This is a genomic window from Pontibacillus sp. HN14, from assembly GCF_021129245.1.
GTDB lineage: Bacteria > Bacillota > Bacilli > Bacillales > BH030062 > Pontibacillus.
Genome location: NZ_JAJOLR010000001.1, coordinates 844,041 through 858,986 on the forward strand (window position 1 = coordinate 844,041; position 14,946 = coordinate 858,986).

Consider the following 14,946-nt stretch of genomic DNA (forward strand, 5'->3'; position numbering starts at 1 on the left):
TAAAGCGTTTCCATGAAATAAATCATGAATGAGCCGATTCACAATTGACCTACAGGATGAGGTCGCATATGTTAATATTGTAATATATATTAAGACAAAAGAATGAGGAGGAAATGTATGAACTGGATACTAAAATATCGTAAGATTGTATGGATATTTATACTTTTATTAGTATTTACAGGCATCTTTACATATGTACAGTTGCCAAAAAGGGAGATACCTGAGATCAATGTAAACATTGCTACCATTTCTACTGTTTACCCTGGTGCCACCCCAAAAGAGGTAGAAAGCACCATTACTAATCCTTTTGAGGATGGTGTAGAGGATATAGCTGGAATTGATAGTGTCGAATCAGTTTCTTCAACTGGATTTTCATCTGTTACTCTCACTTTAACCGGTGACGCTAACCGACAAACCGTATTTTCAAAGATACGCCAAACTGTATCTGATGTATCGAGGACATTCCCCGATAATGTACAGGACCCTAGTGTTCAAACCGATTTCCGTATGTCAGCTGTGGCGTCCTACCACCTGACTGCTGAAGATTTCAACGAACTTTATGACATTCGTGGCTCTGTTCAGAGCTGGAAGGAATCATTAGAAGGAATTGCAGGGGTGGATCAGGTTCAAGTAAAAGGGCTACCAGAGCAACAATTACTCGTTGAACTTGATTCAGAAGCCCTTAACGATCAAGGATTATCTCCATTCCAAATTACACAAACGTTAAGCCAGGAGCTTTCTCCAGGCGCTATTGGTACAACTGAAGAAAACGGAGAGCAATATCAACTTCTATTAAATAAGACAGAGGATTGGAAAGAACTAGAATCCTTATCAGTAGGTAAGAAGCGTAATGGAGACCCTCTGTTTTTAAGTGATGTAGGCTCGATCTCTCTTAATTTAAAAGAAACCGAAGACCTTATTACGTATAAGGAGAAACCTTCCCTTTCTCTAACAATTTTGGCGAATGAAGGTCAAAATATATCAGCCTTACAAGATAAGATTACTAAAGAAGTAAATCTCTTATCCGATGATCTACCTTCAAACATAGATGTGGATCGTTTTTATACACAAAGCACGATTATTGAAGAGGTATTTACAAGCCTCGTGACATCTTTTGCTATTTCTGTAGTCGCTGTATTAATCATTATGTTGTTTGGATTACCAGTATCATCCGCGATACTTGTGTCAATTTCAATTCCAATTTCCGTTATAATTGGTTTAATTCCACTCCCTTATGTTGGAGTAGACTTAAATCAAATTTCGATTATTGGGATAATTATTGCAATCGGTATATTAGTTGATGATGCGATTGTGGTAAATGATAATATCCAACGGAGATTTCAACTCGGGGATAGTGCGTGGCAAGGAACTATTCAAGGGGTGAAAGAAGTAAGGGTATCAATTATAACTTCTACTCTTATGATCATATTTAGTTTCTTCCCATTAACATTCATATCTGGTTCAAACGGAGATTTCATCAGAGCCTTACCAACCACTCTTATTACAACCATTATTGCGTCAACTATTATGGCGTTAACACTTATTCCGACGGTTCAATATATTCGAAGGAAGCGAAAAGACCAAGAAAAACCTCCAAAAAAGGTGGGACTTTTAGGCTCCTTATTTAATGGTATAGAGGATACGTATGCAAATCGGATTCTTCCACGAGTAACTAAACGACCATTCATCATTGGTTTTTCAGGACTTCTTGTATGTGTCCTCCTAGCCTTACTCGTAACTCGTATTCCATTCGAGTTTTTCCCTGAAGCAGATCGACAGGAAGTTACAATATCGGTAACATACCCTCAAGAAACCACTTTAGATAATACTCAGGAACAGTTAAATGATATGGAACAGTTCATTCAAGAAAAAAGCAATAAAATTGATGAAACAGCTGTATTCGCTGGAAGCGGTATGCCAAATCTATTTAGTTCAGGATTACAACAAAGCGGTGAATACACAGGGCAAATCTTAGTAAGGGTCGACAAGAGTCAAACAAGTGCATCAAGTTTTATTAACGAGTGGGAACAACCGTTACGCGAGGAATATCCTGATGCTGAGATATTCTTAGAAACGATTGTTTCAGGTCCTCCTCCTAGTCCACCTGTTGAAGTAAAGATTCAGGGTGAAGAGATTGAAGAGCTGCTCAGTTTATCAAATGAACTGAAAGGAAAGATTAATGATCTTGATGGAGCTGAACTCGTTACATTAAACATGAATGATCAGCAACCTTATATTGAATATAATCTTGACCGTGAGAAAATGGCAGATTTGAATTTATCCGTAGATCAAATATCTTCCCAAATTCAAGCAGCTAGTGCCGGTATTCCGTTAACCACTTTCGACAACGGAGTGGAGAAATATTTTATGAAAGTGCTGTTAGATGATGGAGATGAAGCAGGAGTTAATTTAAGTAATTTACAAATTGCCGCTCCTTCCGCGAACCAAAATGGAGCACCAGAAATTGTTTCTTTAGATGAATTAATCTCCGAAGAAAAGACCGAACAAATCGGAAGTATTCCTCATTTGGATGGAGAAAGAACGCTCACTTTAAAGGCTTACGGTGAAGAAGGTTCAAATGATTTCCAAAAGGACGCCAATCAAATTGTCTCAGACTTTGAGGAAACATTGCCTAATGGCTATTCCTTTACAACAAGCGGGCAGGCAAATGCTCAGCAGGAATTCTTCATTGAAGTATCTAAACTGTTTGTGATCATCTTATTCTTAATCTATTTAGTGATCGCCATTCAGTTCAATTCATTGCTTATGCCACTACTGATTACAAGTACTGTGTTCTTGGCGATTACAGGAGCCATTATCGGCCTCTTTATTTCTAATCAGCCACTGAGCTTCCTGGCTGTTCTTGGTATTGTGTCGTTATCAGGAATTGTAGTGCGTAACTCTGTCATTCTTATTGAATTCATTGAACAGAACTACCGTGCGTCAGAGTCTATCATCACTGCTGTCATTGAGGCAGGTAGAGCTCGTATACGTCCGATTATTTTAACTACGCTTACATCAATCGCAGCCTTAGTGCCAATTATCGTAAGTGGAGATGTGTTATTCAGACCTCTGGCAGTATCCATTGTAGCGGGTCTTGCATTCTCTACCATTTTGACACTTCTTTTACTACCAGCGTTTTATCTCATTCTGTACAGAATTCGAAATGGCAAAAAGTCACTATCTTAAATTAAAATGAAAAATAAAAACGTAAGAAAAGGCACAGAGACATGAAGGGTCTCTGTGCCTTTATATATATGGATAAATACCCCAATCATCCTATGCATTGTATGATATGCTCGTAATCATATTAATCAAGTTCTCACCTTTTCTTCTCCCAAATCAATTTCTTCATTAAATAAAAAGCAACAGTTGGCATAGGAACTTGAATAAGTCCAACGATCGCCCAAAACCAAGGCGTCTTATGGATTTTTTTTGCCTGAATGAACAAAAACGTACTTTGACTCACTAATAGAAGAACGATTAAACACCACATGAAGACCGGAACTTCTGTTGGTTCAACTTGGGTCATATCGCATCTCCTTTACTTTTTCTTTATAAAAATAAATAGCAAGGCCGGTAATAGCAGCGACTTGAAATAAGCCAAATATAAGAGGAGTATAAACATATGTCAGAGCAAGTAAAGTTAAAATAAATGCAGAGATCCCCCATAATAACATCAACTCTATCCAAATACGTTCCTGCCATTTTTCTTGTTCTGTTTGCACAAGATGCAAGAGGTGATCAAACTCAGGCTCCTCCACTTCTATGGATTCATGATATTCGTGGAGTTCATGGATCAATCTGTGTTGAAAAGTAGAACCCTCCCTATTCTTAGTCATCTTCTTGCAACTCCTTTCTGAGGATCTCAATGCCATAATGTACTCTAGACTTAACGGTGCCACCCTTTAGCCCCATTATCTTCCCGATTTCTTTATATTCGTAACCATATAAATGCTTTAACAGAATAGGAATGCGATAACCATCTTCAAGAGAAGAAAGAACCTCTAACGTATCGGACCATTCTATACCTTTGTGTTGGTAGCAGGCCTCCTCATGTCGTTCATTCTTATAGTGTTCTCTTCTTTTTTCCTTACGCTTCATATCCAAGAAAACGTTCGTAGCAATTCGAATGAGCCAAGTTGAAAATTTGGCTTTCTTTTCATAAGTGTGAATCGACCGGATTACTTTCACCATTGTTTCTTGAGTAACGTCCTTCGCATCTTCAGGATTTCCCGTCAACTGAACCGTATATTTATAAAGAAATTGATAATGATCTTGTAATAGTTGTGTGAGGGCTTGTTGATCTTTGTTCTTTATTTTTCTTAGAATATCTTCGTCCATAACCACTCCCCTTTTCGCCCTTCATAGATGAAACGTGTACCCCGGTTCATTCGTTCAATTAGATTTTATTTTTTATTCTGATCTGCACACCTCTAGCATAGTTCATCGTTCCCTTAGAAATAATAAAGTATGAAATACGAAGGGAGGTTAACAAAGATGGGACGAGGTAAAGGTTATAAAGTAAAACGCCAGAATCATGAGAACGAAAAGCCTCTTACAGCGAAACGTTTCGCGGAAGTAGGCGAAGACAAGGCAATGGATATGCACACAAAAAAAGGTGGAGCCATTAAAGAATAGCTTCACCTTCTCTTTAGAGAGCACCGATTATTCGGTGCTTTCTTTTCTTAGTCCCTCAACTAGTTGATCTAATACATAATGAATGGAATTGTATAATTCCATGAAACGTTTTTTCGGTACATCAATGTAGTAACTGTGAAGAATAACAAGTTCTATATTTTCTCGAGTATTTTTTAATTGTAATGGATGAACAGCACCACCTGGATGTTCCTTTAAGTATTGTTCAGCCTTAGTTGCCCACTGTTCATTTAAGTTAAACAGAGGCGATGTCTCAGTCTTCACGCGTTCAAATAAGGCACGATCCTTTTTCTGAGCAGGCTTTTCAGATTGTAAAAACTGTTCTTTTAGTTTTTCAAGTTCTTCTTTTATTTTTAAAATATCTTTCAATAATTGCGAATTCACTTTTGTCTCACTCCCCTATCCACTCTAACATGAAAAGGAGCAACAATCACTTGAAAATTCGGCGCCAAAAACTTCCCGGTTTAGAAACTTGTCCAGTTTCACTTTGAACGGATAATGAGCCTTTTTGTTCCTTTTGAAGTTTCTTTACTTCACCTTGCAGACGATATAATTCAGACTGAAGATCTTCAATTTCGTGACGATGGGCCAATACCATTGTCATTACAACCTCATCAGCTTTTCTCGAAACCTTCTCGTCCACCATTTCGATACGGTCCATTAGTTCAACCCAATTTTGTTCAAATTCAAACTTTGATACTCCTTTTTGAAACATTTCAATTTTCTTAGCCGCTACCGCCATGTGGCACCCTCCTCAAGGAATGTTTATATAGACATTCTCTTTTCACAGAAAGATCCCTTTCTGTCTGACAAAAGTAGAAGAAAAGCTACAAAGAAAGTGACTTTCGCCAAAATCCCCCCTCATTCGTATGTTTTTGAGCATCCCGCACAAACTATTGTCGAGGAGGGATAGCATGGGTAAAAAAGGACGCAATACTCAAGCACAAAAACCTTTAAAAAATGGTGAACCAAAACAACGCAATGAAAACTTTAAAGGTGACGGCAACCCAAAACTAGACGGTGAAAATCGTCCAGCTACTTAATAAAATACGTCAAAAAGAAAGAGCATCCTCTACTTGGGTGCTCTTTTCTTATTGCGGGTGCTTTAACTGCTGATATGCTAACAGGGCGTATTTCTTCGCATAAAAGCGATGACTAACATCTGCCCCCATCTTATAGTGCTCTTCTTTCCACCACTTTTTCTTCACAGAACGCCCTGAAATGTACCAATCTTGACGAATATTATCCTTGTGTTCGATGATTGGATACATCGTTCGGAGCATGGGTGTCTTAGACATAGGCATAAGAAAATATTGCTCATATTCCATCCTTGAGCCTATAGGTTCTGTTTGTACAGCAAATTGATGAAATAAAGGATAAAAGTTAGGATGAAACAATAATCCATATAGCTTCTTTCCAAGCGATATTCGTTTAGTGAGCTGTGTAAAGTCATGTACGGAAGCACCGTATAGATTTCCTTTCGTAGTTGGAAATAAAACTGCACTTAAATGGAAAAAATCTTGTGATAAATAAGGAACTTGATGGAAAACTTTTTTCTTAAAAAATGGGTGCTGAATTATAGGCTTTTGTATCACGTTTTGTTCATTAATAATAAGGGCTTTTACAAGGCGTACTTTATCTCTATTATGCCAAAAGTGTGTCCACTCATGAATCATGAACCGGGAAACGCCAAGTAAGGATAAGTAGTGAAATAACGGCTCCCCACATTCTTTAGACTTCTTATAGAGAAGTAGTTGAGGGTAGGCATCGGAGAAAATAAGCCAATTCGCTCTTTCAAACGTTAAAAACAACTGCTTGCGAACGTCTTCATGTAAAAGCCCTCTCATAGGGTATACGTTTAAATCAGTCATATTCCATCCAGCATTTCTAGACACCATGCTCGCAAGGAATGCCCAGTGAATCTCCCTATTGTCCATGTAAAAATTTTGATAGCACTTTGACCTGGATATGTTATCTTTATTCCCTTCTTTTGTTTCATTTAAGATAAATCGGATAAAGGCAGGGGTTGTCACTTGATTCAAAGAATCACCTCTCTTTAAGATGGTAAAAAGCGAGATTTACGGATTTTTTCACATTTTTGTTCTCATTTTTTTATCATTTCTGATATGATACTATCATGCACAGGGAGGGCACATTTCATGAATTATCCAAACGGAAAAAAAGGCGACGTTTCTTCCTCAAACAGGAAACGCCCTTCATCCAAACCGGACTTCTCTAATCGTGGCATGACATTAGAAGAAGACATTAATCAAACAAATAAAGCGTATTTAACGTTAAATCGGGCTGTCATTCACAAAAAACCTACACCTGTTCAAATTGTTAATGTAGATTTCCCAAAACGAAGTGCAGCTGTCATCAAAGAAGCGTATTTCAAACAGGCATCAACAACGGACTATAATGGAATTTACAAGGGTAGGTATATTGATTTTGAAGCGAAGGAAACTAAAAACAAGACATCCTTCCCACTCGCAAATATTCACAAGCATCAAATAGACCATATGAAACAAGTTTGTGAACATAATGGCATTTGTTTTTTAATTATTCGATTTACTACGTTAGAAGAAACCTATTTACTCCCAGCAGAGAAACTTTTCCCTTATTGGGAACGTCAAAAAGATGGGGGAAGGAAATCGATCCCCTATCAAGAGATCGTAACACATGGGTATATCATTCCACTTAAGTTCAAAATCCGCGTAGATTATTTACAGGTGTTGGATGACTTATACTTTTAGAACGGAGGAAGATGGGACATGGCCGAAAATAGCCAATCTCGAGCTGCAAGAAAGAAACAACAAAAGCAAAGTAAACAAACTGGAAAGAAATCCTTATTTAAACGTATATTCACAACATTGCTCATCATAGGAATCGTAGGAGCTGTACTAGGAGGCGGTCTTTTTGTTTACTATGTACAAGGCGCTCCTGATTTAGATGAAGCGAAATTATCAGATCCGTATTCTACTAAGCTATATGATGTAAATAACGAATTGTTTGCTGAACTTGGAACACAGAAGCGAACAAAAATTTCTTATGAAGATATTCCTGAAGTATTAGAAAATGCAGTCCTCGCAACAGAAGATGTTCGATTTTATGATCATTTTGGTATCGATCTTCAGCGAATTGGCGGAGCCATTTATGCTAATATTACGGAAGGCTTCGGAGCACAAGGAGCCAGTACGATCACCCAACAAGTCGTAAAGCGTTCCTTCCTAAGTCCAAAGAAATCGATTGAACGTAAGGTACAGGAACAATGGCTTGCACTTAAGCTAGAACAAAAGTACTCGAAACAACAAATCCTTTCGATGTATTTAAATAAGATCTACTATGCTAATAATGCTTATGGAGTTGCAAGTGCTGCAAAACTTTATTTTAATAAAGACCTGAATGAACTTACATTACCAGAGGCAGCACTATTAGCCGGGCTACCACAGCGACCAGCAGCTTATGACCCTTATAAGCATCCAGAAGCCGCTCAGAAACGTAAAAATATTGTACTGGACCTAATGGTTCAACATGAGAAAATAACAGAAGAAGAAGCTAAGAAAGCCCAAGACGTTACAGTAGAGTCCATGCTTTCAAAACAAACTGAGACCAACATTCCATATGATGCGTTCATTGAGCAAGTCTTAAAAGAGGTTCAAGCGAAAGTGGATGATGTCAATGTTTATGAAGATGGACTTAAAGTTTACACAACACTAGATCCCAATGCACAACAAAAAGCAGAGCAACTCCTTAAGGATGGAATTAAATTTCCTGATAAAGAACTGCAAACAGCCGGTGCTGTTATAGACACGAAAACGGGCGCCATCAGAGCGATCGCAGGTGGACGTAATACAGAAGGAATCAATGCCACATTTAATTATGCCATTGATGGTGGATCGCAGCCTGGTTCAACCTTTAAACCGATTATTGATTATGGACCTGCCATTGAATATCTTAAATGGTCCACTCACCACCAGCTAGTGGATGAGAAATATTATTATCAGACCGATTCAAGTAAAGAGGTTAAAAACTATTACACAGGGCACAGAGGTCAAATGTCGATTCGAAAAGCCTTGGCGGACTCCATTAACGTTCCCGCTGTAAAAACATTAAATGCGGTAGGATTTGATAAAGCGCAGTCCTTTGCTGAAGGCTTAGGAATTGACTTTACTCAACCAGCCTTTTATGAATCAAACGCTATCGGGGGTGGGCAAACCGTTACCCCTCTTGAACTTGCAGAAGCTTACAGTGCCTTCGGGAACGAAGGGGTTCACAATGAAGCATATTCTGTTAAACGGATTGAATTTCAGGATGGCAGTGAGCCGATTGAATTTAAATCAGAATCAAATGTTGCTATGAAAGATTACACGGCCTATATGGTGACAGATATGATGAAAGATGTTGTAACCTCAGGAACCGGTACTGCTGCTAACATACCAGGTCTTCCTGTCGCCGGTAAAACAGGTACAACGAACGACGATAAGAACGCATGGTTCGCCGGTTATACAACCAACTACACCATAGCGGTATGGACGGGGTATGGAACAGAGGAAAGAGAAGTTCCAGACACAAAGATCCCACAAAAGTACTTTAAACAATTGATGAGTCATATCTCTCAAGGTAAGGAAACCGCTGACTTTAAAAAGCCAGCATCTGTTGTAGAATCAAAAGTTGAGGCAGGTACTAATCCTGGGAAACTCCCTAGTGATTATACCCCAAGCAATCTTATTCGCTACGAGCTATTTGTTAAAGGGACAGAGCCAACGAATACCTCTCAAGCTTATGATCAATTAGACCCTGTCCAAAACTTACAAGCGAACTATGATCAAGGTAAACAAAGCATTACACTATCATGGAAATATAAACAAGATAAGAAACGTCCGGTTACCTTTACGGTTAATGGAGCTACTCAAGGAGCGCAGCCTCAAACAATTACAGAAGGCATAAAAGAAACTAAAATTGATATCCCTAATGCGCAGCCTGGGGAAACCTACTCATTTGAAGTCATAGCAGTCAGTGAACGAAATGATGGAAACACTAGTTCACCTCAATCTGTGCAAATAGAGATTCCAACAGATGAGGATGAAAATGACCTCCTAGACGGCTTGGACGGAAATGACGATGAGAATAACGACAATAATGGAAACGGTAATGGTAATAATAATGAGAACGGTAACGGTAACGGTAACGGCAATGGAAATGAAAACAATAACGGTAATGGTAATGGTAATAATGAAGAAAATGAAGGAGAGAGTGAGGACACAGAAGGTGGTCAATCCGGTGGTGGATCCGATCAAAACCCTAATCAAGAAACGAATTCAGATGAAGAAACGAATACAGATCAGACAGATGACCAACCTGATGAAGGAGAAACAAATAACGAAAATAATGGGTAACAAAAAGATCGATCCTAACGGATCGATCTTTTTTTAAGAATTTATTTTATTGGCCTTTTTCATTCTCTTTTGCCCTTCCCTGCAAAGTTCTAACAGTGGACAAACCTCACATTGAGGGTTCTGAGCTTTACAATGATATCTCCCAAAGAATATCATGCGGTGGTGCGTCGGGCTCCATTGTTCTTTTGGTACTTTACGCATGAGGGTCTTTTCCACCTCAAGAACTGAATCCTTCCACCTACAAATCCCAAGTCGCTTGGATACACGTTCAACATGTGTGTCTACTGCAATAGCGGGTTCTCCAAAGGCAACAGCGCTTACCACGTTTGCTGTTTTCCTTCCAACGCCTGCAAGTTTCTCAAGCTCTTCTTTCGTTTGGGGGACCTCTCCACCATATTCATCAATCAGCATTTGACTTAGCTTTCTGATATTTTTAGACTTATTTCGATAAAGCCCGATGGAACGAATATCTTGCTGGAGTTCTTCAAGCGAGACGTTCACATAATCTTCTGGAGTTTTGTATTTTTGGAACAAGTCTTTTGTTACTTTATTCACCAATGCATCCGTACATTGAGCTGACAAAACCACTGCAACCAATAACTCAAAGGGATTGTCATGCTCAAGTTCACAATCAGCATGCGGGAACATATCTTCTAATGTTCGTAACACCGTCTTAATCTGCGTTTGATTCAGCATATCCTCTCCCCTTCCATCTATGCGTCATCATCCAACCAGTTGTAATAAATAGAAACATCTCTTTGTTGGTTATTTTGCTCACTATTTTGATTCTGTTTACTTTGCTGACCCCTGAATGACTTACTTGCTTCCCTCGCATCTTGGACTGAGCGAATCCCTTTTTTCTTCCATTCCCGTAAAATACGGTCAATGTATTTAAAATTTAATTTCCCCATGAGAACTGCTTCTCTTAAAGCAGCTTTTATAAGGGCTGGTTCCTGTGCGTCTTCATCAATCCAAATGTTAATGGTTTCAATTTCAAACGGTGATAACGCTCGACCAAACTCTTGTTCAAATAACACAAACATATTTGGTTGTTCAGGTTCCTCATTTTGGGTTCGATAGGCTTCCCCTTGCTCTTCAACAAGTGATTCCCATAAACCGTATAATGAATAAACTTCATTAAGCACTTGCTCATCAGTGCTTTGCTCAATACTCAAATACCCTTTTTGTATTAATTTCCTTAGCACCTGGGAACACTCGTATTCATTGATAGAAAGGAAATCAGACAGTTCTGAAGGTGTTGGGAAATCATTCCCCTCTGATTGGAAGCGATGAATGTGTAACAACACCATTACATCGCTCTCTGTTAAACCCAATTGTCTATAATTCGTTAACAACCGTTTAGGCAATGCTAGTTGGTCTTTCATTAGTGTTGCAATTCCGTTCATAATATCCTGCTCACCTCTACCTTTATTTACACCGATATGATTCATTCACTGATTGTAACATGATTTATTCACTAAACCGACAGCCAATGAATGAAAAAGCTCCCAAAGTTTGGGAGCTTTCGCAATAGTATGCTTATTGCCTTATGGATATAGACGGTTTAATAAGCGAGGGAATGGAATCGTTTCTCGAACGTGCTCGATCCCTGTAATCCACGCAACTGTTCGCTCCAAACCAAGACCGAAACCGGAATGAGGTACGCTACCGTATTTACGAAGCTCTAAATACCACTGATAAGCGTCACCTGTAAGACCATGTTCTTCATAACGCTGTTCCATAAGCTCTAAATCATCAATACGTTGACTTCCGCCAATGATTTCACCGTACCCTTCAGGAGCGATTAGATCAGCGCACAACGCAACGTCTTGACGCTCTGGGTCTGGTTTCATATAGAAGGCTTTAATATCTAATGGATAATGAGTAATGAATACAGGCTTGTCATAGCTTTCTGCTATAGCTGTTTCGTGAGGAGCTCCGAAATCTTCGCCCCATTCAATATCATCAAAGCCTTTTTCTTTCAGTAATTGAATAGCATCATCATACGTAATACGAGGGAACGGTGCTTGAATTTTTTCAAGTTTCTCCGTATCTCTCTCAAGAGCCTGAAGTTCTAATTTACAATTTTCAAGAACGGACTGTACGACATGAGAGACGTATTGTTCTTGTACTTCAAGGCTATCATTATGGTCCATAAACGCCATTTCAGGTTCGATCATCCAAAATTCAATTAAGTGACGACGCGTCTTAGACTTTTCTGCTCGGAATGTAGGACCAAATGAGAATACTTTCCCAAATGCCATCGCGGCAGCTTCCATGTATAACTGACCACTTTGAGATAGGTAAGCATCTTCTTCAAAATATTTCGTATGGAATAGCTCTGTTGTTCCTTCTGCTGATGACCCAGTCAAAATCGGTGGATCGATCTTAGTGTATCCATTATTGTTAAAGAACTCATAAGTAGAACGAATGATTTCGTTACGTACTTTCATAATGGCATGTTGTTTCTTCGAACGTAACCATAAATGACGATGATCTAGAAGGAATTCTGGACCATGATTTTTCGGTGTAATTGGATAATCAACCGCTTCATGAATAATTTCTAAAGAGCTTACTTGCATTTCGTACCCAAAAGGTGAACGAGTATCTTCTACGATCTTTCCTGTAACGTATAAAGATGACTCTTGTGTAACACTTTTAGCGAGGTTAAATGCTTCTTCTTCAACGTCTGCTTTAACCACAACGCCTTGTATAAAACCTGTTCCATCGCGTAGTTGTAAGAAGGCAATCTTACCACTTGAGCGTTTGTTTGCTAGCCATGCGCCAATGGTAACTTCTTCATTGACGTGTTTATGTGCTTCTGAAATTGTTGTTTTCACTATCTTTCCCTCCAAAAAACTTATGATTGATGCTTTTTAACAAATCGATGAATCCGTTTCGCTGCTTCTTCTAATTGATCAAGAGAAGTTGCATATGATAAACGCACGTTTTGGTCTGCCCCGAACCCTGATCCTGGAACAAGTGCAACTTTTTCTTCTTCTAGAATCGCTTTTACCCAATCATCTACTGAATCGTAACCATTAGCTTGAACAGCTTCTGATACATTCGGGAACAAATAAAACGCTCCCTGCGGTTTAACACATGTTATACCAGGAATAGCTGTTATCCAACCGTAAAGCTTTTCTAAACGTTCACTAAAAGCCTTTTTCATGTTTACCACTTCATCTTGAGATGAAGTATAGGCTGCTAAAGCTGCGTATTGGGCTACTGAGGTAGGATTAGATGTTGAATGGGAAGCGAGATTTGTCATAGCTTTAATGACTTTTTTACTTCCTACAGCATATCCAATTCTCCAACCGGTCATAGCATGTGATTTCGATACACCGTTAATAATGATTGTTCGGTCTTTTAATTCTTGAGATAATTGTGCTACTGATGTATGAGATTCATCTCCATATATGAGCGTTTCATAGATCTCGTCTGATACAATCGTGATATCACGGCGCTCACATACTTCCCCAAGTGCTTCTAATTCACCTTTGGAATAAACCATACCAGTTGGGTTAGACGGGGAATTAATAATGACGGCCTTTGTCTTATCTGTAATCGCTTGCTCTAATTCATCCGGAGTCAATTTAAATTGATTCTCCTCCTTAGCTGAAACGATAACAGGCTTGCCACCAGCTAACTTAATTTGTTCAGGATAACTTACCCAATAAGGAGCTGGAACAATAACTTCATCGCCCTCGTTTAGTAAGACTTGAAATAGTGTATATAAGGCGTGTTTGGCCCCAGTAGTGACAATAACCTGATCAAGTTCATATGTAAGACCCTGATCGTGCTGAAACTTGTTTACAATGGCCTGCTTTAGTTCTTTGATGCCGCCAGAAGGGGTATATTTCGTCTTCCCATCAAACATTGCTTTACTCGCTGCATGTAAGATATGCTCTGGTGTATTAAAATCAGGCTCACCTGCACCAAGTCCAATCACATCATGGCCTTGTGCCTTTAGCTCATTAGCTTTTGCTGTTATTGCCAGTGTACTTGAAGGTGTTATTGTCTGAACGCGTTTTGCCAATTCCATTTCGATAAGCCCTCCTCATATACGTCTGTTATTTTAAACGGAAAACTTCATAACGCTTCCCATTCTCCATTTTATAGTAGTCAAATACATAACGGTTGTCTTCATCTTTATAGGTTATCTCCCATAATGGAACATCCTGATGAATGGCAGGCTTGATTTCAATAAAGGTACAACTCATGCATTGATCACTCCAAAGTCGTTGCATGGTCTCCTTAGAAGTTATTTCCTGCCCGGTTACATAAATTACTTCTTCTTTTTCATTTCCTTCTGTAACAGGGATAAAGGCCATACCCTTCTCTCCATTGTCATCCACGCCTGCTACTATATCATATTGATGCATTCCATGGTAGCGGGAAACAGAATTTACGGATGTTAAGGATGTTTCTGCTTGAGCTATTTCCTTTGAAGGGTTAAAAGATGCTGTTTTATCATCTTGAATGACATAATACAGATATCCTAAATACCCCAACACTAACGTAATAATAATTACAGAAGCTAAAAGGAGTTTGCCCGACTTATGTTCTATAGATGGTAAATACAGCCGTATTCTCATCATTCTCATCCAATGCTAATCCAAACATTAAATTTTGGTCTTTTAAAGTACGATTTAATGAATCCACGATCTTATACAGGTCATTTGATTTCTCAACCCGAACCGTAGACATGACTTCTACTCTTTGTTCCTCCATAATAACCCTCCGTCTGTCAATCGTTCTTTCTAGTGCTTATCAAATTTTGGATCACATATTTCTCCATGAAAGTGCACATCATAAAGGTACACCAATGGAAAGCACCTTTTTATTATAACAATGATCCATTGACAATTTGATGATAAGCTACACATTT

Annotated in this window: 17 protein-coding genes; 5 read left to right on the top strand and 12 right to left on the bottom strand. The window is 38.8% G+C overall.

The window, feature by feature from the left end; genetic code table 11:
* The first annotated feature begins 117 nt into the window (after positions 1 to 117).
* Complete coding sequence (locus LQ226_RS04275; RefSeq protein ID WP_231416593.1) at positions 118 to 3,189, top strand: efflux RND transporter permease subunit; 3,072 nt, start codon at positions 118 to 120, stop codon at positions 3,187 to 3,189.
* A gap of 133 nt (positions 3,190 to 3,322) precedes the next feature.
* On the opposite strand, the gene LQ226_RS04280 is transcribed toward LQ226_RS04275, so the two are convergent.
* The 3 genes from LQ226_RS04280 to sigY are packed head-to-tail and all read right to left on the bottom strand — an operon-like array spanning position 3,323 to position 4,344.
* Positions 3,323 to 3,532 (bottom strand): sigma-Y antisigma factor component, encoded by a 210-nt coding sequence (locus LQ226_RS04280; RefSeq protein ID WP_231416595.1) that lies wholly within the window; start codon positions 3,530 to 3,532, stop codon positions 3,323 to 3,325.
* Positions 3,519 to 3,842, bottom strand: coding sequence for a DUF5345 family protein (locus tag LQ226_RS04285; protein ID WP_231416597.1), 324 nt, complete (start codon positions 3,840 to 3,842; stop codon positions 3,519 to 3,521). The genes LQ226_RS04280 and LQ226_RS04285 overlap by 14 nt, the downstream gene beginning before the upstream one ends.
* The gene (sigY, locus tag LQ226_RS04290) at positions 3,835 to 4,344 is read right to left on the bottom strand and encodes an RNA polymerase sigma factor SigY (RefSeq protein WP_231416598.1); all 510 of its coding nucleotides are present in this window, start codon (positions 4,342 to 4,344) and stop codon (positions 3,835 to 3,837) included. Before sigY ends, LQ226_RS04285 begins: the two co-directional genes overlap by 8 nt.
* 156 nt (positions 4,345 to 4,500) lie before the next feature.
* On the opposite strand from sigY, the gene LQ226_RS04295 reads away from it, so the two are divergent.
* Positions 4,501 to 4,641 (top strand): hypothetical protein, encoded by a 141-nt coding sequence (locus LQ226_RS04295; protein ID WP_231416599.1) that lies wholly within the window; start codon positions 4,501 to 4,503, stop codon positions 4,639 to 4,641.
* Positions 4,642 to 4,668: 27 nt separating this feature from the next.
* Here the strand turns inward: LQ226_RS04295 and LQ226_RS04300 are convergent, their stop codons facing one another.
* A complete protein-coding gene (locus LQ226_RS04300; RefSeq protein ID WP_231416601.1) occupies positions 4,669 to 5,043 on the bottom strand; it encodes a DUF1798 family protein in 375 nt (124 codons plus the stop codon).
* Positions 5,044 to 5,089: 46 nt separating this feature from the next.
* Complete coding sequence (locus tag LQ226_RS04305; RefSeq protein ID WP_231416602.1) at positions 5,090 to 5,401, bottom strand: hypothetical protein; 312 nt, start codon at positions 5,399 to 5,401, stop codon at positions 5,090 to 5,092.
* Between the two features lie 172 nt (positions 5,402 to 5,573).
* On the opposite strand from LQ226_RS04305, the gene LQ226_RS20890 reads away from it, so the two are divergent.
* Complete coding sequence (locus LQ226_RS20890) at positions 5,574 to 5,702, top strand: hypothetical protein (RefSeq protein WP_255687230.1); 129 nt, start codon at positions 5,574 to 5,576, stop codon at positions 5,700 to 5,702.
* Positions 5,703 to 5,750: 48 nt separating this feature from the next.
* On the opposite strand, the gene LQ226_RS04310 is transcribed toward LQ226_RS20890, so the two are convergent.
* A complete protein-coding gene (locus LQ226_RS04310; RefSeq protein ID WP_231417568.1) occupies positions 5,751 to 6,692 on the bottom strand; it encodes a DUF2515 family protein in 942 nt (313 codons plus the stop codon).
* Between the two features lie 126 nt (positions 6,693 to 6,818).
* On the opposite strand from LQ226_RS04310, the gene recU reads away from it, so the two are divergent.
* Complete coding sequence (gene recU, locus LQ226_RS04315) at positions 6,819 to 7,412, top strand: Holliday junction resolvase RecU (protein ID WP_231416603.1); 594 nt, start codon at positions 6,819 to 6,821, stop codon at positions 7,410 to 7,412.
* A gap of 18 nt (positions 7,413 to 7,430) precedes the next feature.
* Positions 7,431 to 10,055: a PBP1A family penicillin-binding protein gene (locus tag LQ226_RS04320; RefSeq protein ID WP_231416604.1), complete on the top strand. Its 2,625-nt coding sequence runs from the start codon at positions 7,431 to 7,433 to the stop codon at positions 10,053 to 10,055.
* 33 nt (positions 10,056 to 10,088) lie between these two features.
* Here the strand turns inward: LQ226_RS04320 and nth are convergent, their stop codons facing one another.
* From nth to LQ226_RS04350, 6 genes are all read right to left on the bottom strand, one after another.
* The gene (gene nth / locus LQ226_RS04325) at positions 10,089 to 10,751 is read right to left on the bottom strand and encodes an endonuclease III (RefSeq protein WP_231416605.1); all 663 of its coding nucleotides are present in this window, start codon (positions 10,749 to 10,751) and stop codon (positions 10,089 to 10,091) included.
* A gap of 17 nt (positions 10,752 to 10,768) precedes the next feature.
* Positions 10,769 to 11,506: a DnaD domain-containing protein gene (locus LQ226_RS04330; protein WP_354665905.1), complete on the bottom strand. Its 738-nt coding sequence runs from the start codon at positions 11,504 to 11,506 to the stop codon at positions 10,769 to 10,771.
* 96 nt (positions 11,507 to 11,602) lie between these two features.
* Positions 11,603 to 12,895 carry an asparagine--tRNA ligase gene (asnS, locus tag LQ226_RS04335; protein ID WP_231416606.1) on the bottom strand — a complete coding sequence of 431 codons (1,293 nt, stop codon included), beginning with the start codon at positions 12,893 to 12,895 and terminating at the stop codon, positions 11,603 to 11,605.
* Between the two features lie 20 nt (positions 12,896 to 12,915).
* Entirely contained in the window at positions 12,916 to 14,100 is a 1,185-nt protein-coding gene (locus LQ226_RS04340) for a pyridoxal phosphate-dependent aminotransferase (protein ID WP_231416607.1), read from the bottom strand.
* A gap of 28 nt (positions 14,101 to 14,128) precedes the next feature.
* Complete coding sequence (locus LQ226_RS04345) at positions 14,129 to 14,656, bottom strand: cell wall elongation regulator TseB-like domain-containing protein (protein WP_231416608.1); 528 nt, start codon at positions 14,654 to 14,656, stop codon at positions 14,129 to 14,131.
* Positions 14,616 to 14,789 (bottom strand): YpmA family protein, encoded by a 174-nt coding sequence (locus LQ226_RS04350; protein ID WP_231416610.1) that lies wholly within the window; start codon positions 14,787 to 14,789, stop codon positions 14,616 to 14,618. Before LQ226_RS04350 ends, LQ226_RS04345 begins: the two co-directional genes overlap by 41 nt.
* Between the last annotated feature and the right edge of the window lie 157 nt (positions 14,790 to 14,946).